General features: G+C 74.0%; 19 protein-coding genes. 11 read left to right on the top strand and 8 right to left on the bottom strand.

The features are described from left to right. Window positions 1–136: 136 nt before the first annotated feature. The 4 genes from menB (at window position 137) to PV789_RS17215 (ending at window position 6,387) form a co-directional block, all read left to right on the top strand. Window positions 137–976, top strand: a complete 840-nt coding sequence (menB, locus tag PV789_RS17230) for a 1,4-dihydroxy-2-naphthoyl-CoA synthase (protein ID WP_274973590.1) — start codon at window positions 137–139, stop codon at window positions 974–976. Next, window positions 973–1,956: an o-succinylbenzoate synthase gene (locus PV789_RS17225; protein ID WP_274973589.1), complete on the top strand. Its 984-nt coding sequence runs from the start codon at window positions 973–975 to the stop codon at window positions 1,954–1,956. Before menB ends, PV789_RS17225 begins: the two co-directional genes overlap by 4 nt. 184 nt (window positions 1,957–2,140) lie before the next feature. Beyond that, a complete protein-coding gene (menD, locus tag PV789_RS17220; protein WP_274973588.1) occupies window positions 2,141–3,853 on the top strand; it encodes a 2-succinyl-5-enolpyruvyl-6-hydroxy-3-cyclohexene-1-carboxylic-acid synthase in 1,713 nt (570 codons plus the stop codon). A gap of 509 nt (window positions 3,854–4,362) precedes the next feature. Next, window positions 4,363–6,387 (top strand): PhoX family protein, encoded by a 2,025-nt coding sequence (locus PV789_RS17215; protein WP_274973587.1) that lies wholly within the window; start codon window positions 4,363–4,365, stop codon window positions 6,385–6,387. A gap of 111 nt (window positions 6,388–6,498) precedes the next feature. Here the strand turns inward: PV789_RS17215 and PV789_RS17210 are convergent, their stop codons facing one another. Continuing rightward, a complete protein-coding gene (locus PV789_RS17210; protein ID WP_274973586.1) occupies window positions 6,499–6,948 on the bottom strand; it encodes a GNAT family N-acetyltransferase in 450 nt (149 codons plus the stop codon). Window positions 6,949–7,113: 165 nt separating this feature from the next. Continuing rightward, window positions 7,114–8,394 (bottom strand): isochorismate synthase, encoded by a 1,281-nt coding sequence (locus tag PV789_RS17205; RefSeq protein ID WP_274973585.1) that lies wholly within the window; start codon window positions 8,392–8,394, stop codon window positions 7,114–7,116. A gap of 325 nt (window positions 8,395–8,719) precedes the next feature. On the opposite strand from PV789_RS17205, the gene PV789_RS17200 reads away from it, so the two are divergent. The 6 genes from PV789_RS17200 to PV789_RS17175 all read left to right on the top strand — a co-directional run bounded on the left by PV789_RS17200 (window position 8,720) and on the right by PV789_RS17175 (window position 14,244). Beyond that, on the top strand, window positions 8,720–10,339 hold the full coding sequence (locus PV789_RS17200; protein WP_274973584.1) for a glycoside hydrolase family 10-like protein: 1,620 nt from the start codon (window positions 8,720–8,722) through the stop codon (window positions 10,337–10,339). Between the two features lie 204 nt (window positions 10,340–10,543). Further along, the gene (locus PV789_RS17195) at window positions 10,544–10,945 is read left to right on the top strand and encodes a TOBE domain-containing protein (protein ID WP_274973583.1); all 402 of its coding nucleotides are present in this window, start codon (window positions 10,544–10,546) and stop codon (window positions 10,943–10,945) included. After that, a complete protein-coding gene (gene modA, locus PV789_RS17190) occupies window positions 10,938–11,744 on the top strand; it encodes a molybdate ABC transporter substrate-binding protein (protein ID WP_274973582.1) in 807 nt (268 codons plus the stop codon). The genes PV789_RS17195 and modA overlap by 8 nt, the downstream gene beginning before the upstream one ends. Beyond that, a complete protein-coding gene (locus PV789_RS17185) occupies window positions 11,741–12,616 on the top strand; it encodes an ABC transporter permease (protein WP_274973581.1) in 876 nt (291 codons plus the stop codon). Before modA ends, PV789_RS17185 begins: the two co-directional genes overlap by 4 nt. Then, entirely contained in the window at window positions 12,616–13,698 is a 1,083-nt protein-coding gene (locus tag PV789_RS17180) for an ABC transporter ATP-binding protein (RefSeq protein ID WP_274973580.1), read from the top strand. The genes PV789_RS17185 and PV789_RS17180 overlap by 1 nt, the downstream gene beginning before the upstream one ends. A gap of 204 nt (window positions 13,699–13,902) precedes the next feature. After that, window positions 13,903–14,244, top strand: coding sequence for a DUF3040 domain-containing protein (locus tag PV789_RS17175; RefSeq protein ID WP_274973579.1), 342 nt, complete (start codon window positions 13,903–13,905; stop codon window positions 14,242–14,244). A gap of 105 nt (window positions 14,245–14,349) precedes the next feature. On the opposite strand, the gene PV789_RS17170 is transcribed toward PV789_RS17175, so the two are convergent. The 6 genes from PV789_RS17170 to PV789_RS17145 form a co-directional block, all read right to left on the bottom strand. Next, on the bottom strand, window positions 14,350–14,925 hold the full coding sequence (locus PV789_RS17170) for a CAP domain-containing protein (RefSeq protein WP_274973578.1): 576 nt from the start codon (window positions 14,923–14,925) through the stop codon (window positions 14,350–14,352). 103 nt (window positions 14,926–15,028) lie between these two features. Next, the gene (locus tag PV789_RS17165) at window positions 15,029–15,277 is read right to left on the bottom strand and encodes a hypothetical protein (protein WP_047870821.1); all 249 of its coding nucleotides are present in this window, start codon (window positions 15,275–15,277) and stop codon (window positions 15,029–15,031) included. Between the two features lie 87 nt (window positions 15,278–15,364). Continuing rightward, entirely contained in the window at window positions 15,365–15,673 is a 309-nt protein-coding gene (locus tag PV789_RS17160; protein WP_274973577.1) for a hypothetical protein, read from the bottom strand. Between the two features lie 393 nt (window positions 15,674–16,066). Next, on the bottom strand, window positions 16,067–18,436 hold the full coding sequence (locus PV789_RS17155; protein WP_274973576.1) for a penicillin-binding transpeptidase domain-containing protein: 2,370 nt from the start codon (window positions 18,434–18,436) through the stop codon (window positions 16,067–16,069). 377 nt (window positions 18,437–18,813) lie between these two features. Then, window positions 18,814–20,160, bottom strand: a complete 1,347-nt coding sequence (locus tag PV789_RS17150; protein WP_274978164.1) for an FAD-dependent oxidoreductase — start codon at window positions 20,158–20,160, stop codon at window positions 18,814–18,816. Between the two features lie 378 nt (window positions 20,161–20,538). After that, window positions 20,539–21,237 (bottom strand): lysophospholipid acyltransferase family protein, encoded by a 699-nt coding sequence (locus PV789_RS17145; RefSeq protein WP_274973575.1) that lies wholly within the window; start codon window positions 21,235–21,237, stop codon window positions 20,539–20,541. 238 nt (window positions 21,238–21,475) lie between these two features. On the opposite strand from PV789_RS17145, the gene PV789_RS17140 reads away from it, so the two are divergent. Beyond that, a complete protein-coding gene (locus tag PV789_RS17140) occupies window positions 21,476–22,126 on the top strand; it encodes a cyclase family protein (protein ID WP_274973574.1) in 651 nt (216 codons plus the stop codon). Window positions 22,127–22,140: the final 14 nt, after the last annotated feature.

Genomic DNA, 22,140 nt, shown 5'->3' with positions numbered 1-22,140 from the left:
CGGCGGACCCGGGCGCAAGGAGCACCGCCCCGCCCGCGCGTCCCCGCCCGCCTGGCACAATGCGTAGGGTTGTTGCGTGGACGTGGTGACACGTCCGCGCCGTCCACAGTGTCCCTGTTGAGGAGAAGCAGTAGCCGTGAGCAGCGTGATCGACTGGCAGCGGTCGGGCGAGTATTCCGACATCATCTACGAGACCGCGGAGGGCATCGCCAAGATCACGATCAACCGCCCCGAGCGGCACAACGCCTTCCGGCCCCAGACGCTGTTCGAGCTCCAGGACGCCTTCAACCTCGCCCGCGACGACTCCTCGGTCGGCGTGATCATCTTCACCGGCGCCGGTGACCAGGCGTTCTGCTCCGGCGGCGACCAGAAGATCCGCGGCGAGGACGGCTACATGGGCGACGACGCCGTGGCCCGCCAGGGCATCGGCCGCCTCAACGTGCTCGACCTCCAGGTGCAGATCCGCCGCCTGCCCAAGCCCGTCATCGCCATGGTCGCCGGCTGGTCCATCGGCGGCGGCAACGTGCTCCAGGTCTGCTGCGACCTGACCATCGCCGCGGACAACGCCAAGTTCGGCCAGACCGGCCCCAAGGTCGGCTCCTTCGACGGCGGCTACGGCTCCTGGCTGCTCGCCGAGACCGTCGGCCTGAAGAAGGCCCGCGAGATCTGGTACCTGTGCCGCCAGTACAGCGCGCAGGAGGCCCTGGACATGGGCATGATCAACACGGTCGTGCCGCTGGAGGACCTGGAGAAGGAGACCGTGGCCTGGGCCCGGGAGATGCTGGAGAAGTCCCCGCTGGCGCTGCGCATGCTCAAGGGCGCCATCAACGCCGTCAGCGACGGCGCGGCCGGGATGCAGCAGTTCGCCGGTGACTCCACGATGCTCTACTACATGAGCGAGGAGGCCCAGGAGGGCCGCGACGCCTTCAAGGAGAAGCGCCGCCCGGAGTTCGACAAGTTCCCGCGTCGTCCGTGACCGCTGCCGAACCCGACCCGGCGGGCACGCCCGCCGGGGGACGCGCCTTCGCGGTCGGCCTGCGCAACCGCTTCCGCGGCATCACCGTCCGCGAGGGCATGCTCGTGCGCGGGCCCGCCGGATGGGGGGAGTTCTCCCCCTTCGCCGAGTACGGCCCGCGCGAGTGCGCCCGCTGGTGGGCCGCCTGTGAGGAGGCCGCCCACCACGGCTGGCCCGCGCCCGTCCGCGACCGCGTGCCGGTCAACGTGACCGTGCCCGCCGTGGACCCCGAGCGGGCCCACGCGATCGTCTCCGCGGGCGGCTGCGCCACCGCCAAGGTCAAGGTGGCCGAACGCGGGCAGGACCCCGCCGAGGACCTGGCCCGCGTCGAGGCGGTCCGCGACGCCCTTGGCCCCTCCGGGCTGGTGCGGGTGGACGCCAACGGCGCCTGGGACGTCGACACCGCCGTGCGGATGGTGCGCGAACTGGACCGCTTCGGCCTGGAGTACGTCGAGCAGCCGTGCGCCACCCTGGACGAGCTGGCAGCCGTGCGCCGCCGGGTGTCGGTCCCCGTGGCCGCCGACGAGTCCGTCCGCAGGGCGGAGGACCCGCTGCGGGTGCGCGCCGCCGGCGCCGCCGACATCGTGGTCCTCAAGGTCCAGCCGCTGGGCGGGGTGCGCGCCGCGCTGCGCGTGGCCGAGGCGTGCGGCCTGCCGGTGGTGGTCTCCAGCGCCGTGGAGACCTCGGTGGGCCTGGCGGCGGGGGTGGCCCTGGCCGCCGCGCTGCCTGAGCTGCCCCACGCGTGCGGCCTGGCCACCGTGCAGATGCTGACCGCCGACGTGACCGCCGACCCCCTGCTGCCCGAGAACGGGTTCCTGCCCGTGCGCCCGGTGGCGGTGGACGAGGCGAGCCTGCGCGCGGTGGAGGTCGACCCCGCCGCCTGGCGGGCCCGCGCCGAGGCCGCGCGGTCGGCCGCCGACGAGGTCCCCGGCGCCGGATGACCGCGCGGCCACCGGCGTTGGTGTTACGCCCGGGGCGCACGGTGACGGGGTGCCGGATGTCCTGTCGGCGTGTGTGAGGTGTAACAGCCGTGTTCGTCCTCCGCGGGTCCCAGGTGGGGGTTGACTGTAGGGGCCGGGTCCACATGGTGATACTGGGTACACCTTGAGACGATCGAGAGAGTTGATGAATCCGTCCACCGCCCTGGCGCGTGTCCTGGTCGACGAGCTGGCCCGCTGCGGCCTGGCCGAGGCCGTCGTCGCGCCGGGGTCGCGCTCGACACCGCTCGCCCTGGCCCTGGTCGCCCACCCCGGAATCCGGGTGCACGTGCGCATCGACGAGCGCTCGGCCTCCTTCCTCGCCCTCGGCATGGCCCGCGTCTCGCGCCGCCCGGTCGCGGTGGTGTGCACCTCCGGCACGGCCGCGGCCAACTTCCACCCGGCGGTGATGGAGGCCGACGAGAGCGGTGTGCCGCTGCTGGTGCTCACCGCCGACCGGCCCCCGGAGCTGCGCGGGACCGGCGCCAACCAGACGGTGGACCAGATCGGCCTGTACGGCGGCGCGGTCCGCCTGTTCGCCGAGGTCGGCACCCCCGACCCGGTTCCCGGCATGGTCGCCTACTGGCGGTCGCTGGCCTGCCGCGCGTGGGGCTCGGCGCTGGGCGGGCGCCCCGGCCCGGTCCACCTCAACGTGGCCTTCCGCGACCCGCTGACCCCCGACGCCGACACGGGCGCCTGGCCCGAGCCCCTGGAGGGGCGCGACGGCGGCCGGGCGTGGATCGGCCGCCCGGGGCCGCTGACCGAACCCGCGCCGTTCCCGCTGCCCGACGTCGAACGCGGTGTGATCGTGTGCGGCGACGGGGACTACGACCCGGTGCCGTTCCTGGCGCTGGCCGAGGCGACCGGGTGGCCGCTGCTGGCCGAACCGACCTCCAACGCCCGCCGCGCGGACGCGCTGTCCACCTACCGGCACTTGCTGGCCTCGCCGCGCGTGGCCGCGCGGCCGGCGCCGGAGCTGGTGGTGAGTGTGGGCCGCCCCAACCTGTCCCGGCAGATCCTGGCCTACCTGCGCCGGGCCGAGCGGCACGTGGTGGTCAGCGCGGGCGCGCTGGGCGACCCGTCGGCGAGCGCGCTCAACGCCTTCTCCGACCCCGTGCGCACCGCCACCGACGTGGTGGCCGCGGTCGCTCCGCCCGCCGGTGCGGACCCGGGCGCTCCGCGGCGCACCGAGTGGTCGCGGACCTGGTCGGAGGCGGAGGCGGTGGCCCGTGCCGCCCTGGACGCGGTGCTGGACGAGGAGGAGGTGCTCAGCGAGCCGAGGCTGGCCCGCGACCTGGTCGCGCACATGCCCGCCGGTTCGCTGCTGTTCGCCGGTTCGAGCATGCCCATCCGCGACCTGGACGCCACCATGCGGGCGCGCTGCGGCGTGCGCCTGGTGGGCAACCGGGGCGTGAGCGGGATCGACGGGTCGGTCTCCACGGCCATCGGCGCGGCGCTGGCCCACCAGGCCGGGGGCGGGGGGCACGCCTACGCGCTGCTGGGCGACCTGGCCATGCTGCACGACCAGAACGGGCTGCTGATCGGCCCGGGGGAGCCGCGCCCGGACCTGGCGATCGTCGTGGTCAACAACGACGGCGGCGGGATCTTCTCCGGTCTGGAGCAGGCCGGGCACCCCGACTTCGAGCGGGTGTTCGGCACCCCGCACGGGGCGTCGATGGAACGTGTGGCCGCGGTGGCCGACGTGCCCTACACCCGCCTGGAGTGGGCGACCGACCTGCCCAAGGCGCTGCTGGGCGAGGGGCCGCGCCTGATCGAGGTGCGCACCCACCGCGCGGGCAGCGCCGCGCTGCGCCGCCGTATCCAGGCCGCGGTCGACGCCGCGGTGGACGAGGCGCTCTGAGCGCACGCCCCTGACAGAAGCGGGCGGGGCCACCGCGCGGGCCGGGGCCGTCCGCCGCGGCGCCGGGCACCGCGCCCGCCCCTTTTCGACCTCCCGTGCGTCCCGCTGTCGGCATGCCCTAAAACCCCTTCGACCGGCAACCGTTTTCCCGCCACCGCGCCGGTCCCGCCCCCGCGGCGCGCCGCTTCGCCCTGCGCCGAATCACGGGAGGGGCGACAACTCCGGTGACGGTTACGGGCGTGTCACGTGGACCCGGCGGGTACGGTGCGCCATGATCACGACCGGAACCCGACGATGTGTGTCCCTCCGGATTCCCAGCGTGACCTACCAGGGCATGCGCCGGAGTTGTAGGCGCGTTCACCTTGGTTTCACCTGCGCGTTCGGAATTTCGGCCAAGGTCGAGAGCGTCCGGGGGAGCACCCCGCCGGACCAGGAGACAATCCGCGCGCCCCGGTCAGACCCCGCACCGACGGAGCGCGTGTGAGCAGCACGATCCCCAAGGAGAAGGTGTGCCCGAATCCGCGCCCCGCCGCCGCCAGCTGCCGTTGATCGGCCAGGTCGGTGGCGGCCGTTCCCGTGCGACATGCAGACTGCGCTGCGGCGACGCCTGTTTCCACCCGGCTCCCAACACCAGCGACAACCCCTACTTCGGGGACATCTTCGCCAAGGCGCTCTCCCGCCGCTCCATCATCCAGGCCGGTGCCGTGAGCGCCGGAGCGGGCGCGCTCGGACTCGCCGCGCTCAGCCCGGCCTCGGCCGACCGCCGCGGTCCCGACCGCCCCCACCCCTCGCCGCGGCCCACCTTCACCAGCGTCCAGCCCAACAACGACGACAAGATCACCATCCCCCGGGGTTACGACCAGCACGTCATCATCCGCTGGGGCGAGCCGGTCCTGCCCGGCGCGCCCGAGTTCGACGTGTACGACCAGACCGCCGAGGCGCAGGCCCAGCAGTTCGGCTACAACTGCGACTACGTCGGCTTCCACCAGCTCGACGACGACCACGCCCTGCTGTGGGTCAACCACGAGTACACCAACGAGGAACTCATGTTCCCGGGGTACGCCGGGGGCGACGCCGCCACCGAGGAGCAGGTCCGCATCGCCATGGCCGCCCACGGCGGTTCCATCGTCGAGCTCCAGCGCGAGGGCCGCACCGGCAAGTGGGTGCTCTCCACGGGCGAGCGCTCCTTCAACCGCCGCATCACCGCCGACACCCCCATGCGCATCACCGGCCCCGCCGCCGGGCACGACCTGCTCAAGACGGCGGAGGACCCCACCGGCACCCTGGTCCGGGGCATGCTCAACAACTGCGCGGGCGGCATGACCCCGTGGGGCACCTTCCTCACCGCCGAGGAGAACTTCAACCAGTACTTCGCCAACGGCTCCGGGTCCGCCGAGACCAGGCGCTACGGCGTCGGCACCGGTACCACGGGACGCCGCTGGGAGCGCTTCGAGGAGCGCTTCGACCTCTCCAAGCACCCCAACGAGATCAACCGCTTCGGCTACATCGTCGAGGTCGACCCGCTCGACCCCGGGTCCGAGCCGGTCAAGCGCACCATGCTCGGCCGCTTCAAGCACGAGGGCGCCACCACCCGCCTGGCCGACGACGGCCGGGTCGTGGCCTACATGGGCGACGACGAGCGCTTCGACTACATGTACAAGTTCGTCAGCGCCAAGAAGTACGTCGAGGGCTCCCGGCGCCACAACCTCTCCCTGCTGGACACCGGCACGCTGTACGTGGCACGCCTGTCCGGCAACAGCCCCGCCGAGGAGTTCGACGGCTCCGGCGCGCTGCCCGCGGACGGCGAGTTCGACGGTTCCGGCGAGTGGGTCGCGCTGTGCACCGACACCGAGAGCTTCGTCCCCGGCTTCAGCGTCGCCGAGGTGCTCATCCACACCCGTCTGGCCGCCGACGTCGTGGGCCCCACCAAGATGGACCGCCCCGAGGACTTCGAGCCCAGCCCGGTCACCGGCAAGGTCTACTGCGCGCTGACCAACAACTCCTCCCGCGAGCCCGGCCAGGCCGACGAGCCCAACCCGCGCGGCCCCAACCGGCACGGCCACATCCTGGAGATCGTCGAGTCCGGCAACGACGCGGCCGCCACCTCCTTCGCCTGGAACGTGCCGCTGGTGTGCGGCAACCCCGAGGACGACGACACCTACTACGCGGGCTTCGACAAGTCCAAGGTCATGCCGATCTCCGCGCCGGACAACCTGACCTTCGACAAGGACGGCAACCTGTGGATCTCCACGGACGGCCAGCCGGGCGCCCTGGGGATCAACGACGGCCTGCACGTCATGCCGGTCGAGGGCCGCTTCCGCGGTGAGCTGAAGACCTTCGCCACCGTCCCGGTCGGCGCGGAGGCCTGCGGCCCCTTCGTCACCGAGGACAGCAAGACGGTCTTCCTGGGCCCCCAGCACCCCGGTGACGGCGGCACCTTCGAGGCGCCCACCAGCACCTGGCCCGACGGCGAGTTCCCGCGCCCCTCCGTGGTGTGCATCTGGCACACCGCGGGCCGCGAGGTCGGCAGGTAGCCCTGCCCTCCTCCCGCCGGTAGGGACGAAGACCACCGGCCCCGGCTTCCATCGTGGGGGCTGCCGGGGCCGGTTCCTCGTTTTCGGGCCCCCGCCCGGGGCGCGCGGGCCTCAGAGGGTCTTCTCGAAGCAGAGCGAGGAGGGCTCGTCGGCGTAGGCGCCGAAACCGGGGATGGGCGTGTACCCCGAACGGGTGTAGAAGCGCACCGCGTCGGGCTGCCGGTCGCCCGTCTCCAGGCGCAGGCACTTCCAGCCCCGCTCGCGGGCCCACTCCTCCAGGGCCGCCAGGACCAGCGCCGCCGCGCCCGAGCCGCGCCGGTCGGGCCGCACGTACATCCGCTTGACCTCGCCCGCCGCGTCGCCGAGGTCGCGCAGGCCGCCGCAGCCCACGGCCGCGCCCGAGGCGTCGCGGGCCACCACGAACACCGCGATGTCCCCGGCGGAGGGGGCCACCCCCGGCTCGGAGTCGGTGGTGCCGTACCGTTCGGCGATCTCCGCCCGCTGACCGGCCCGCAGGGCGGCGGCGTCGGGATCGTCCCAGGAAACCTCGTGGACACGCATGGGCGCCACGCTAGCGGCGCCGTGTTTCGCGGCCGTGAAATCCCGCACGGACGGCGGCCGCTGTGCGCATCGCCACCCCCTGCGGAACGCCGCCCCGTACCGACCGCCGCCCGCGTGCGCGCCGCGGAGCCCGGACCGGAGCGCGGGCCCCGCTCCCGCCCCGGCTCAGACGGGGTCGGTCAGGGCCTCGCGCATGACCCGGAACTTGGACTCGGTCTCGGCCAGCTCCGACTCCGGCTCGGAACCGGCGACGATGCCCCCTCCGGCGAACAGCCGGGCGCGCGCGCCCTCCACGCGGGCGCAGCGCAGGGCGATGCCCCACTCGGAGTTGCCCGCGCCGTCCAGCCACCCGACCGGACCGGCGTAGCCTCCCCGGTCCATGCCCTCGGACTTCGCGATCAGCCGCATGGCCGCCGCGGTGGGTGTGCCGCCCACGGCCGCCGTGGGGTGCAGGGCCGCGACCGCGTCCAGCGCCGACACCCCGGGGGACAGGCGGGCGCGCACCGGTGTGGCCAGGTGCTGCACGTTGGCGAGCGCGAGCAGGCGTGGCCGCGCGGGCACGTCCAGTTCCTCGGTGAGCGGTTCCAGCGCGGTGCGCAGGGAGTCCACGGCCATGCGGTGCTCGTCCACGTCCTTGGCCGAGGCCAGCAGCTCCTCGGCCAGGAGCCGGTCGCCTTCGGGGTCCTCGCCCCGGGGGCGGGTCCCGGCCAGCACCAGCGAGGAGAGCTGGTCGCCCTCGCGGCGCAGCAGCAGCTCGGGGGTGGCTCCGACCATGCCGTCCACGGAGAAGGTGAAACAACCGGGGAAGCGCAGCCGCAGCCGCTCCAGCAGTGTGCGCACGTCGATGGGGGCGTCGGCCTCGGCCAGGGCGTCGCGCGCCAGCACGGCCTTGTCGAGCTCGCCCGCGCGGATGCGCTCGACGGTACCGGCCACGGCGCCCATCCACTGCTCGCCGGTCAGCGACCCCCGGCTCCAGGAGAGCGGACCCACGGGCCGCCGCGCCGACGTGGGGCCCAGCGGCTCGGCCGGGTGCTCCCCGGGCGCTTCGGTGACGGTGGTCAGCCAGGCGCGGCCGTCGCGCCGCCCGACCAGCACGCGCGGCACCACCAGGGCCGATCCCGCGGAGGAGGGGGAGAAGGCGAACGTGCCGAACGCGACCGGGCCGGTGCCGGGCACCCCCACCTCGTCGTGGACCTCGGCGCGCTCGGTGAGGGCGTTGATCCAGCGGGCCGCCTCGGTGAAGCGGGTGGTGTCGGTGGGCTCGGCGGATTCGGGTTCACCGGCCAGGTCCAGCCGCGCTGCCCGTCCCCAGCCCACGATGCCCTCGTCGCCGGTCAGCCAGGCCAGAGGGGAGTCCGCGGGCAGGCGGTCCACCAGGCTGGCGGTGTCGTCGCGCAGGGCGACGGTGCGGACGGACAGACGGGGCGGGCTCAGGAGGGCGTTCACGGTCCCCGAGTCTAGGACCTCGTCTGGGACGGTGTGTCCGGTATCGGCCGTGGTGGCCGGGGTGCGCACGTGCCCCCACCCGGGCCGGGGCCGCCGCGGTGACCCCGGCCTCCGCCGCCGCACGGCGGGGATCGTGCTCCGCCGCCGCCCGCGCGGGCGCTCCGTGGACCCGCTGCGACGGCCCCCGGCGCCGGGGCTGCGAGGTTGTCCACAGATTGCCGCGATCGTGTCCGAAAATTGACTGTCTGGCCTACTCTGGTTCGCGGTGCGACGTCACGGTGACGGCGGTGCGCGTCCCGATTCCCCCTCAGAGGAGACCTGTTCCATGGATTCAGTGGCCCGTGCCGTGACCCCGTCGCGCGCCGCGCTGCGGTGGGCCGCGACGGCCGCCGCGGCCACCGTCCTGCTGGCGGGCTGCACCGGCGGGGGCTCCGGGGAGGAGCCGCCGGCCGACGGCGCGTCCGGGGCGGCCGCCCCCGTCCGGTGCGGGGACGGCGGGGCGCAGCGGCAGATGCGCGGGGCGTGGCTGACCACGGTCCGCAACATCGACTGGCCCTCCGAGCCGGGCCTGTCCGCCGAGGAGCAGAAGGCCGAGCTCGACGCCTACCTCGACGACGCCTCCGCCATGGGGCTCAACGCGGTCTTCCTGCACGTGCGGCCGACCGCCGACGCCGTCTACGAGTCGGACCTGGAGCCGTGGGCGCGCTACCTCACCGGAGAGCAGGGCGGCGACCCCGGCTACGATCCGCTGGAGTACGCGGTGGCCGGGGCGCACGAGCGCGGCCTGGAGCTGCACGCCTGGTTCAACCCCTACCGCGTGGGCTTCCAGGACCCCGACGTCGAGAACCTGGCCGAGGACCACCCGGCGAGGGAGAACCCCGAGTGGCTCGTCGACTACGGCGTCGAGGCCTACTTCGACCCCGGCAACCCCGAGGTCCGCGAGTGGGTGACCCGCGTGATCCTCGACGTGGTCGAGCGCTACGACGTCGACGGCGTGCACTTCGACGACTTCTTCTACCCCTACCCCAAGGAGGGCGAGGAGTTCGACGACGACGCCTCCTGGGAGGAGCACGGCGAGGGCTTCGACGACCGCGAGGACTGGCGCCGCGACAACGTCGACCGGCTCATCGCCGGCGTCCACGAGGGCATCGAGGCGACCAAGCCCTGGGTGAGCTTCGGCATCTCCCCGTTCGGCATCTGGCGCAACGACTCCACCGACCCCAGCGGCTCGGCCAGCTCGGGCCTGCAGTCCTACGACGCCCAGCACGCCGACACCCGCACCTGGATCCAGGAGGGCACGGTCGACTACGTCGCGCCGCAGCTGTACTGGCAGCGGGGCTTCGAGACCGCCGACTACGAGGTCCTGGCCGACTGGTGGGCCCGGGAGGTCGAGGGCACCGGCGTGGACCTGTACATCGGCCAGGCCGCCTACCGGGTGGGCGAGGACGGCTGGACCGGCGAGGACGCGCTCAGCACCCAGCTGGACTACTCCGGCGAACTGCCCCAGGTGGACGGCGACGTCTACTTCTCCATCAAGAATCTGCGCGAGCAGGCAGCCGACGCCTACGCCGCGCTGGCCGACGAGCACTACGGCGCCCCCGCCCTGCCGCCGCTCTCCGACGCGCCCGAGGGCCGGGAACCGCTGGTCGGCGCGGTCGGCGGCGTCACGGCCCGGGCCGCCGACGAGGGGGTCGACGTGGCGTGGGAGGCCGTGGACGGCGCCCGCTTCTACGCCGTCTACCGGCTGCCCGTCGACGCGGCCGCCGCCGGGACCGAGGAGGAGCGCTGCGCCGCGGTCACCGCGGACAACCTCGTGGGCCTCACCGGGCGCACCGCGCTGACCGACACCGAGCCGCTGGAGGACGGCGCCGGGTACGTGGTCACCGCGCTGGACGACTACCGCGCCCAGGGGCCGCTCGGCGAGGCCGCCGACGTGCGCGGCTGACCGCGGACGGCGAGCGCGCGGGCTCCGGCCGGGGGAGGCGTCCCCGGCCCGGAGCCCTTTCCGTGCGCCGTGGCACTCGCTCGGGCGCCGCTCGGGTCCGGCGCGCCCGTCTGTCGCAGAATCCCGGAACAAGAGCGAGAAAGTAAGCATCTGCTAGCGGAAAGCCCCTTTTGCCCCAGCAGATGCCAGGGGTAGGTTGGCCCCATGCCGACCTTCCACATCAGCGAGGCCGCCGACCTCCTCGGCGTCAGCGCCGACACCGTCCGGCGCTGGGTCGACTCCGGCCGCCTGTCCGCCACCCGCGAAGCCTCCGGAAGGCGTCTGATCGAGGGCGCGGACCTGGCCGGGTTCATGAGCACGGGGGCCGACGAGGACCCGGCCCGGCACCTGTCCTCCGCCCGCAACCGCTTCCGCGGCCTGGTCACCGACGTCGTCCGCGACCGGGTGATGGCCAGCGTGGAGATCCAGGCCGGACCCCACCGGGTGGTCTCGCTGATGAGCCGCGAGGCCGCCGACGAACTCGGCCTGGAGGTGGGCACTATCGCCACCGCGGTGGTCAAGTCCACCAACGTGGTCGTGGAGACCACCGGGGAGCGCCATGCGTGAGCCCGCTCCCCGCGACCCCCGGTCCGGAGCTTTCCGGCTGGCCCCCGCCCTGGCCGCGGCCGCGCTCATCCTCTGCGCCTGCTCCCCGGGGGAGGAATCCGGCGACCGGCTCAACGTCTTCGCCGCGGCCTCCCTCACCGACGTCTTCACCGACCTGGCCGAGCAGTTCGAGGCCGAGCACCCCGGCACCGAGGTGGTCCTCAACCTCGCGGGCAGCAGCGACCTGGCCCTCCAGATCAACTCCGGCGCCCCCGCCGACGTCTTCGCCTCCGCCGACACCGCCACCATGGAACGGGTCGTCGAGGGCGAGGGGCTGGAGCCCGACTGGGCCGCGGAGCACGGCGCGCGGGGCGTCGTCTTCGCCGCCAACACCCTGCGCATCGCCGTGCCCCCGGACAACCCGGCCGGTGTGGAGGAGCTGGCCGACCTCGCGGACGAGGACACCGCCGTCGCCTTCTGCGCCGAGGAGGTCCCCTGCGGCGCGGCCACCGCCGCGGTCCTGGACGAGGCCGGACTGGAGATCACCCCCGACACCTACGAGGAGGACGTGCGCGCGGTCCTGACCAAGGTCGAGCTCGGCGAGGTGGACGCCGGACTCGTCTACGCCACCGACGTCGTCTCCGCGGGCGACCGGGTCGAGGGCGTCGTGTTCGACGAGTCCGACGAGGTGGTCAACGACTATCCCATCGGGGTCGTCTCCACGACCTCCGACGCCGCGCTCGCCGCCGCCTGGGTGGACCTGGTGCGCTCGCCCGAGGGCGGGGAGATCCTGCGGGCCGCCGAGTTCGAGGTGCCATGACGCCCGACCGCGCCCCCGCTGAACCAGCCGCGCCGACCGCCGACGCTGCGCCGCGCCGCCGCCCGCCGCGCCGCCGCCCGCCGCGGCCCCGGCGCTTCGGCCGGGCGCCCTGGATCCTGCTGCTGCCCGCGCTCGTGGGCGCGGCCTTCCTCGTGCTGCCCATGGCGGGCCTGCTGGCCAGCGCGCCCTGGTCCACCATGGGCAGCCGCCTGGCCGAGCCCGAGGTGCTGGCGGCCCTGTGGCTGTCCCTGTCCACCGCCACCGCCGCCACGGCCGTGTCCCTGCTCCTCGGGGTGCCGCTGGCCTGGCTGCTGGCCCGCACCGACTTCCCCGGACGCCGCCTGGTGCGCGCCCTGGTCACCGTCCCGCTGGTGATGCCGCCCGTGGTCGGCGGCGTGGCGCTGCTGCTGGTCCTGGGGCGCAACGGGATCGTGGGCCGGTACCTGGACGCCTGGTTCGGGATCACCCTGCCCTTCACCCCCGCCGCCGTGGTCCTGGCCCAGGTGTTCGTCGCCATGCCGTTCCTGGTGATCAGCGTGGAGGGCGCGCTGCGCGGCGCGGACCGCCGCTACGAGGAGGCCGCCGCCACCCTGGGCGCCGGGCGGGCGGCCGTCTTCGCCCACGTCACCCTGCCCATGGTGCTGCCGGGCATCGCGGCGGGGGCGGTCCTGTGCTGGTCGCGTGCCCTGGGCGAGTTCGGCGCCACCATCACCTTCGCCGGGAACTTCCCGGGCACCACGCAGACCATGCCGCTGGCCGTGTACGTGGCCATGCAGCGCGACCCCGAGGCCGCCATCGTGCTCAGCCTGATCCTGCTGGCGGTCTGCCTGGCCGTCCTGGCCACCCTGCGCGAGAGGTGGACGAACGCCTGATGGCACCCGACCACGACCCCGCCGCCACCGCGCCCGCGCTGGAGGCCGACCTGCGCCTGAGCCGGGGAGCCTTCACCCTGGAGGCCGCCCTGACGGTGCGCCCGGGGGAGATCCTCGCCCTGCTGGGGCCCAACGGCGCGGGCAAGTCCTCGGCGCTGCGCGCCCTGGCCGGACTGGTGCCCCTCACCGGCGGGCGCGTCCTCGTGGACGGGCGCGATCAGACCGGGACGCCCGTGGAGCACCGCCCCATCGGCATGGTCTTCCAGGACTACCTGCTCTTCCCGCACATGAGCGCCCTGGACAACGTGGCCTTCGGTCCCCGCCGCCAGGGCCTGTCGCGGACGGCGGCCCGCGAGCGCGCCGCCGAACTGCTCGCCCACATGGGCCTGTCCGCTTACGCGCGCGTGCGGCCGCGCCGCCTCTCCGGCGGGCAGGCCCAGCGCGTGGCGCTGGCCCGCGCCCTGGCCGTGCGCCCGCGCCTGCTGCTGCTCGACGAGCCCATGGCCGCCCTGGACGCCAGCACCCGCATCGACGTGCGCGCCCGGCTGCGCCACCTGCTGGAGGAGTTCGATGGGGCCACGGTGCTGGTCACCCACGACCCGCTCGACGCCATGGTGCTCGCCGACCGGGTGGCGGTGATCGAGGAGGGCCGGGTCGTCCAGCAGGGCGGACCCGCCGAGGTGGCGCGGCGCCCCCGTACCGCCTACGTCGCGCGGCTGGTGGGGCTCAACCTCTTCCGGGGCACGGCCGAGGGCACCACCGTCACTCTGGACGGCGACGGGCCCCGCGGCCCGGTGCGCGTGGAGGCGCACGAGGCGCACCGGGGACCGGCCCTGGTGGCCTTCCCACCGCGCGCAGTGGCCCTGTACCCGGACCGTCCGCACGGCAGCCCGCGCAACGTGTGGCGGCTGACGGTGGAGGGGATCGAGCGGTTCGGCGACCAGGTGCGGGTGCACCTGGCGGGGAGCCCCTCCCTGGCCGCCGACATCAGCCCGGCGGCCCTGGCCGAGCTGGGGCTGGCCCGGGGGGACGCGGTGTGGGCCGGGGTCAAGGCCGCCGAGGTCGAGTGCTACCCGGGCTGACCCCCGGCCGCTCCGGCCCGCGGGACCGCGTTCGGGTCCGACATGGCGGCGTACCCTGTGGAGAGAACCGATTTTTTCTACCCATAATCGGGCATAGAAACCCACATCGGAAAAGCTGTGCACACCTGGATATCTCAGGTACACCCGGGGGAGACTGTAAGTCTGGCGACGACTGTCCTTCCCCCCGTGGCCGAGGAGGGTGCCATGTCCCTGAGAGAGCACGAGAGAAGAATCCTCGCGGAGATCGAGCGGCAGCTCAGCGAGGAGGAACCGGACCTGGCCGGACGACTGGAGTCCTTCGGGTCGGGGGACCCCGACGCTCCGGCCGACCCCGGCCTGGGCGGATGGAAACCGTGGGTGGCGTGCGGCCTGATCGCCGCGGTCACCGCGGGCCTGCTCGTGATGCTGTTCGTCCTCACCCCGAGCACGCCGCAGCCGTCCGCGCCCGCGGTGCCGACCGACGCCTCGCAGACCAGCGGGGACCCGGCAGCCGAACCGGAACCGGAGCCCGCGCCGGAGGGGCCCGAGACCGTCGGCACCTCCTGACCGCGGTCCCGGTCCGCGCCGCGCGGTACCGCCCGGGACGCGTGACGGGCGGTGTGCGTCCGCTGCACACCGCCCGTCACGCGCCCCGTGTACCGCGGGTCCGGCTCAGGCGCCCTTGCCCAGGACGACGGTCCAGTAGGGGCCGCCGTCGCCCTTCACCACGCCCACGCCGATGTGCTCGGACCCGCAGTCGGCGAGCACCTGGTTGTGGCCGCGGCGCGTCCAGGCATCCACCGCCTCCTCGGCCGTCTCGAAGCCGCTGGCCACGATCTCGCCCGAAGGGTTCGCGTAGCCCAGGCCGCGGGCCCGGTCCCTGGCCGACGAACTGCCGCCGAAGAAGCCGCCGCCGGGGAAACCGCTGTCGCCCGCCTGGTCCTGGCTGTGCTCCCGGGCGGCCCGGGTGAGCAGTTCGTGGGCGCTCAGCTTCCCGCACCCGTACCCGGGCCTCTTGTCGTTGACCAGCCGCACGACCTCGGCCTCGGCCTCGGTCCAGGGGTCGGCCGGCTCCTCCTGGGACCACGGCGGGGGCCAGCCGCCCCCGGAGCCCGTCCCCTGGACCGCGGACGGGGTCCCGCCGCCGGCGAACACGTCGCCGGGGTCGGCCGCGCCGGTCACACCCGCGCAGCACACGGCCGCCGCGGCCATCCCCGCGAGGGCACGGCCTCGAAGCAGGTTTCGCATGTCTTTCCACCTCCCGTGCGCGGGGGCGCGTGTACCGCGCCGCGCCCGCGCACACCAGGGGCGGACAGCCGTGGAGGCCGTCCGCCCGCAACCTCGCGGGAACTCAGTTCGCCTTGCTGGTGGTCCTGTCCACCGTGGCTCCGTGCATGGAGGCGGTGTAGGTCACGTACTCGTAGTAGACCTTGCCGTCGTCGCCGACGCGGCTGTGGACCACGGTCATGGTGGCGCCCTCGGCGCTTGCGCTGCCGAAGTCCTTCTCGAAGACCGCGTCGGCCATCGCGACCGAGGGCGCACCCAGCGCCAGGCCGAAGGCCACGCCGGTCAGGGACAGCGCTCGTCGTAGTCGGACCATCGTCCTTCCCCTCCTCGGGTTGGGTCGGGTCACGCCCGCCGGGCGCGGCGGCCGACACGGCCGCCGCGCCCGACGGAAACGGGATGCCTAGTTCGCACCGCTCACGATGCTGTGGGAGGCGGCGCCGTCGTGGCCCGCCCAGGTGGCGCTCTTCTTGTAGAAGGAGCCGCCGTTGTCCCAGTGGTCGTGGCCCTTGTCGCCCTTGTGGCCGTGGCCGCCGCCGTTGCCGTCGAAGGCGACAGCGGTCACGTTGTGGCTCGCGGCGCCCTCGATGCCGGCGGCGCTGGACTCACCCGAGAAGAAGCTGTCCGCCATGGCGGTGGCCGGGGCGCCGAAGGCCAGGGCCGGAACGGCGACGGAGGCGAAGGCGATCCGAGTGAGAGTCTTGCGGTTCATCCTGTGTCCTTTCGAGGCGGACCGACGATCTGTCGGTCCGGTGGCACCGATCCCCCCAGCTCGACCCTCGGGAGAACCGTTCTCCTGGCGCCATCCGTAGATCTGCCCCGAGTTCCCGCTCGCTAACTCTTAGTAGTCACTAAATAGCTTAAAGTAATAATTGGCTGTTTTGGGTCGGATTTTTCCTGCTTGAGGTTGGACCGTGCCCGCGACCGGGGACACGGGGCCGACCGGTCCCCGGAGAGGTCGCGACGGGGCCGAGGCACGCCGCGCAACCCGGGAGCATCGTAGACGCCGCGAACCGGCGCCGACACCGGCCACGCCGGTGCGGCCCCGACGCCGACGGCGCGCACCGGCGGGGCCGGTACGCGCCGTCGGCGTCGGGGTCCGGCCTCAGAGGCCGTTGGTGAAGCTGGCGGCCAGGGGACCGGCCACGGACGAGCCGCCGCCACCGCCCTCGACCACCACGGCGAAGGCCACGTCGCCCTTGAAGCCGACCATCCAGGCGTGGCTGGGCAGCTCCCCGTCCTCGTCGGCGTCCTCGGCGGTGCCGAACTCGGCCGTACCCGACTTGGCGTACACCTCGCCCTGGAAGGGCACGTCCTCGGCGGTGCCCTCGGTGACGACCGCGCGCATCATCGTCCGCAGCGCCTCGGCCTGGGCGATCGCGCGGGGCTCGGGCAGGCCCTCCTGGGCGGGCTCGGTCACCAGCACCGGGTGGCGCCAGGAACCGTCGGCGACCGCGGCGGGCACCGTGGACATGTGCAGCGGCGAGGTGAGGATCTGGCCCTGGCCGATGCTCTGGGCGCCCAGCATGGTGGCGCTGTCCACCGGCGGGAAGGACGGTTCGAGCGTGGGCACGCCGATGTCCAGCGGCGCGTTCATGCCGAACTGCTCGGCGCTGGCCTGGAGCGTGTCCGAGCTGAGCCGGTCGCCGACCTGCTCCACCAGCGCGGTGTTGCAGGAGGTCGCGAAGGCCTCGGTCACCGTCTGGGCGCCGTACTCGGCGTCGCCAGCGTTGACGAACGGCCACCCGCCCAGGTCGTACTCCTTGGGGCAGTTCAGCGTGGCGTCCATGCCCATCCCGTTGTCCAGCAGCGAGCTGTAGGTAATGATCTTGAACGACGAACCGGGCGGGTACTGGCCCTCGAAGGCCCGGTTGAACCCGCCGGGCACGTTCGCCGCGGCCAGGATCTCACCGGTGGAGGGGCGCACCGCCACCAGACCCACCGGGTCGGCGGAGTCGATGACGGCGTTGGAGGCCGCGTTCTGGACGGCCATGTCGATGCTGGTGACGACGTCCTCGCCGTCGGCGCCGTCCAGGGTGGCCACCGTGTTCTCCGCGGTGGCCTCCAGGGAGTCGGGGTCCTCGGCGGCGGCCGCGTCGACCATGAGGACGGTCGTGGCGGCCTCACCGGCCAGCCGCTCCTCGTAGGTGCGCTGGAGGCCGCTGACGCCCACGGTGTCGCCGACGCTGTAGGCCGGGCCCAGCCGCTCGACGTCCTCCGCGGTGGCCTCGCCCAGGGAGCCCGCGATCATCTGCAGCGAACCGGAGACGGTGCCGTCCAGGACGGTGCCGTCGGCGGCCAGGACGCTGCCGCGCTCGCCCCACACGGCGGTGCGGGCCAGGACCTGGCCCTCGCCCAGGCCGGGGTAGGCGACCTCGGGGGAGAACTCCACCCACCACTCGCCGTCCTCGCGGACCAGCGGCAGCTCGCCCTCCCAGCCCCAGTCGTCGGCGTTGGTCAGCGACACGGTGACCTCGTAGGGCGCGCTGCCGGCACCGCCGTCGGCGGTCACCGTGCCGACCTCCACCGCGATGGAGTCCACACCCAGCCCGGAGTCGATCCCGCCGAGCACCGCGGCGGCGTCGCCGCCCCGGGTGACCGCGGCCAGGCGCTCGTAGTCCTGCGCCTCCCAGGCGGCCTCGTACTCGGCGGCGGCCTCCTCGGGTTCGGGCATCGTCAGGACGTACCAGGACGCGCCGCCGCCCACGAGCAGCAGCACCACGACGGCGGAGAGCACGCCGATGAGCAGTCCGCGCCGCGACTTGCGCGGCGGGGGGCCGGGGGCGTAGCCGTCGTCCCCGTGGCGGTCGGGGTCGTCCGGTCCGCCCGCGCCCGGGCCGCCGCCGCTGTAGAGGTACTCGAAGCCGTCCGGGGATCCCTGGCCGTGCTGGGGGCCGGTCTCCCCGCGGCCGCCGCGGTCCGGCGCCGGGTCGTGCGGTCCGCCCGGGTAGGGGGTGCCGCCGTGGTGGACGGGCTGACCCGGGTAGGGGTCGTCGTCCCAGGAGTCGTGCGCCCCGCCGCCTCGGGGGGCGTCCCAGCCGCCGGAGGGGCCCTGCGCCGAGGGATAGGGGGCGTTCCAGTCCTCGGCGCCGCCCCGGTCGGGGGCGCGCGGCGGCTCGTCCCAGGAGGCGGGCTCCTGCGGGCGCCCCGCGCTGCCGTGGGCGCCGGAGTCCCCGTGCCGGGAGGGCTCCCAGGCGTGCGCGGACGGGGCGCCCCATCCGTCGTCGGCTGCTCCTGCGCGCGGGGGCTCGTCCCACGAGGCGGGGGAGTCCCAGGACCCGGCCGACCGCTGCGGGGGGTCGGGCTGCGGGGGAGGAACGGGCGCGGACGGGGCCGCCGCTTCCTCGGGCGGGGGCCCCTGGGTGCGCTGGGGGATGCGGTAGGGGTTACCGGGGCGCGGGGGGTGCGCCGGGGGCTCGTGCGATGCTTCGGGCGGCCCGGAGGAATCCGGTTGCCGGGGGGACCGTTCGTCCACGCCTGACCGTCCTTCACTGGGTTGGCTGGAGATACCACGATGCCCCGCTCCCACCTCGGTGGGAGCGGGGCACGAGAGTGAGGGTCGGCATGGCGGTCGCCTCTCGGCGCGGGGCACAACGGGGCTCCTGGCCGTACGGTCACCCACCCGGAGGCGGGGCCGGACGCGGTATTCCGCGAAGGCAATTGTTGAGGCCCGGGGGACACTTGCTACCACACCGACCAACAGTGACTCTAACCCATCGGGCCGGGCCGTTGTTCCGTCACCGCCGGATGCCGCGCATGCGCAATCTCACGGTATCCGCGGGCGGAGGGGGGAATGCGGTGGCCGGTCCCGCAGAGGGGCGCGGGACCGGCCGGGAAGCCCGCGAACCGGGGTCACCCCTGGCGCGCGATGCTGGTCTGCTCGTCCCGGGACAGGAGCTTGAGGCGCTTGCGTCCGCGCTCGGCGCCCAGCTCCTCCTCGCGGGCCTCGATCCGCTGCCAGCCCTCCCACGTGGTGTAGTCCACGCCGCGCGCCTCCAGCAGGGCCCGGAAGGCGACCGGGTCGGGCTCGGAGGCGGGGGTGAGGGCCTCGCGGTCGGCCACCAGGTTGGTGACCGTCTCCAGTGCGTCGCCCTTGGTGTGGCCGATGAGGCCCACGGGGCCGCGCTTGATCCAGCCGGTGGCGTAGACGCCGTCCATCGGCTTCTCGTCCAGGTCCAGGACCCGGCCCCCGGCGTTGGGGACGACGCCGCGCTCCTCGTCGAAGGGCAGGTCGGCCAGGGGCGAGCCCAGGTAGCCGATGGCGCGGTAGACGGCCTGGACCTCGTGGTCCACGTACTCGCCGGTCCCCCGGACGCCTCCGTCGCCGGTCAGCTCCATGCGCTCGGTCCGGAAGCCCGTGACGCGGTCCTCGCCGAGCACGGCCACCGGGCTGTGCAGGAAGTGCAGGTGCAGGCGGCGCTCGGCGCCGCGCGGGTCGCGGATCGCCCAGTTCTGCAGGACCTTGACGTTGGTCTTGACCTGGTTGGAGTCCTCGCAGGCCTGGAGGCTCCCCTCGTCCATGTCGAAGTCCTCGGGGTAGACGATGACCTCGACGCCGGGCTGCTTGTCCAGCTCGCGCAGCTCCATGGGGGTGGCCTTGCACTGGGCGATGCCGCGGCGGGCGAAGACGTGGACGTCGGTGATCTGCTTGGCGCGCAGCCCCTCGTACACGTTGTCGGTGATGTCGGTCTCCAGCAGGTCCTCGGCGCTCTTGGCGAGGATGCGGGCGACGTCGACGGCGACGTTGCCCGCGCCGATCACGGCGACGCTGGTGCCCTCCACGTGCCAGGACGGCGACACGTCGGGGTGGGAGTCGTACCAGAAGACGAAGTCGGCGGCGCCGTGGCTGCCGGGCAGGTCGACGCCCGGGATGTCCAGCGGCCGGTCGCGGTCGCTGCCCGTGGCGAAGACGACCGCGTCGTAGTGGTGGCGCAGGTCCTCCAGCTTGAGGTCCACGCCGTACTCGACGTTGCCGTAGAAGGTGATCTCCGGCTTGTCCAGGATCTTGTGCAGCGCCCCCTGGATCTGCTTGATCCGGGGGTGGTCCGGGGCGACGCCGTAGCGGACCAGGCCGTAGGGGGAGGGCAGCTTGTCGAGGATGTCGATGCTGACGGACGTGCCGCACGCGGACAGGGTCTCGTCCTTGGTGAGCAGGTCCGCGGCGTAAATCCCCGCGGGGCCCGCACCCACGATTCCCACTCGCAGTGGTCGCGTCATCGCACAGCTCCAAGTCTTCGCGCCAGAGTCGGACGCCATCAAAAGGTAAGGCTTGCCTAATCTATCCGGTGTCGGCACCGGGAAAACCTACTATAAAGGTAGAGAATTCCGCTCCCCATCCCGGGCCCGCACGGCGGGCCACGGAGGCCCCGCGGGGCCGTAGGCCCAGGCAGAACCCGGTAGGACCAGGTAGGGAGGCTGCCGCCGGTGCCCTGAGAGGTCCCTCAACAAAAGGTCAACGCCCTGTCACCGGTTCCCCAGTTCCGAACGGGCTGTGAAGAAAGTCACCGCCCGCCGGGGCGGTCCGCGTCCCGGGGGCCGCGCCGGGGGAGGGGGAGCCGACTCCCCCGAAAGCCGACCCTACTCGCCCGAGGGGCGCCCCTGCTCCAGTTCGGCCTTGACCGAGGCGGCGAACCGGGGCACCTGCTCCTGCCCGGACAGCTTGGCGATGGCGGCCATGATGGCGTCGGTGGCCTCGCGGCGCGGGCGGGCCCGGTCCGCCCGGCCCTCCCACGGCGACAGGTCCACCGGCTCGCCGAAGCGCACGCCCACGCGGTTGAGGGAGGGCACCCTGCGGCCGGGGGGCAGGATCCGCTCGGTGCCCGCCAGGGCCACCGGCACCACCGGGGCGCCCGTGGTCAGCGCCAGCCAGGCCAGCCCCGTCTGCCCGCGGTAGAGGCGGCCGTCGGGGGAGCGCGACCCCTCGGGGAAGATCCCGAAGACCTCGCCGCTCTCCAGCACACCGAGGCTGTTGTCCATGGCCTCCTGGGCGCTCTGGCCCGGGCGCCGGTCCACCGAGAGCTGGCCGATGGCCCGCAGCGTGCGGGTGAACAGGCGCCGGGGCAGGGTCCCCTCGTCGAAGAGCTCCTGCTTGGCGATGAAGCGCACCGGCCGGGGGCAGGCCACGCCGATGAAGAGCGGGTCGATCAGCGCCAGGTGGTTGACGGCCAGGATCACCGGACCGCGACGGGGGACGTGGTGCGCGCCCTCCACGCGCTGGGGCCACACCACACGGGTGGCGGGCGCGATGACGGTCTTGGCCGCTCCGTACAGGGTCACTCGGTCGCCTCTTCTCGGGGTGGGATGGGTCCGTGCGGGGGTGACGGACGTACGGAGGGCTCCCGTGTCCGTGTCCTGCGAGCCTATCGGGGCCGCGGGGCGCAGGACGTGGCCGGAGGGTGTGATGAGGGCCGGGCACGGGTGCCGTGGCGACGGTCACACGCGCTAGGCTATGGTCTAGACCTCTGGTGCAGGTCAGGGGTCCTTTCCCCGGACGCGCGAGCGAGGAAGAACAGCCATGCCGAAACTGGTCGACGTCAGCCACCAGATCACCGACGGGATGACCACCTCTCCGGGCCTGCCGGAACCCGCCGTCGAGGAGAGCACCGCCGTTCCGGGATCCGTCCCCGGCCACGGCACCAGCAGCGGCCGCGTCACGATGGTCGGTGCCACCGGCACCTACGTGGAGACGCCCGCCCACCGCTACCGTGACGGCGCGGACCTGGCCGACCTGGACCTGGCCCGCGTGGCGGACCTGCCCGGCGTGGTCGTCGCCGTCGGCTCCGCACGGATCGGCCCCGAGGCCTTCTCCGGACTGGACGTGCGCGGACGCGCCGTGCTGGTGCGCACCGGCTGGGACCGGCACTGGCGCACCGAGTCCTACGGCCACCCCGAGCACCCCTACCTGACCGAGGAGGCGGCCAAGGCGCTCGTGGACGGCGGCGCCACCCTGGTGGGCATCGACGCGGTCGGCGTGGACGACCCCTCTCCCGCCGCCGAGGGCGCCCGCCCGGCGCTGGCCGTCCTGCTCGCCGCCGGTGTCCCCGTCGTCTCCCACCTGTGCCTGCTCGACCAGCTCCCCGAGGAGGGCTTCACCTTCTTCGCGGTGCCCGCCAAGATCCGCGGGATGGCCGCCTTCCCCGTGCGGGCCTTCGCCCTCGTGGAGTGACCGGCCGCGCCACC

The organism is Nocardiopsis camelliae (genome assembly GCF_028993595.1).
Taxonomy (GTDB): domain Bacteria; phylum Actinomycetota; class Actinomycetes; order Streptosporangiales; family Streptosporangiaceae; genus Nocardiopsis; species Nocardiopsis dassonvillei.
Note: the sequence above shows the minus strand (reverse complement) of the source record. Positions and strands in the feature narration are given on the sequence as shown.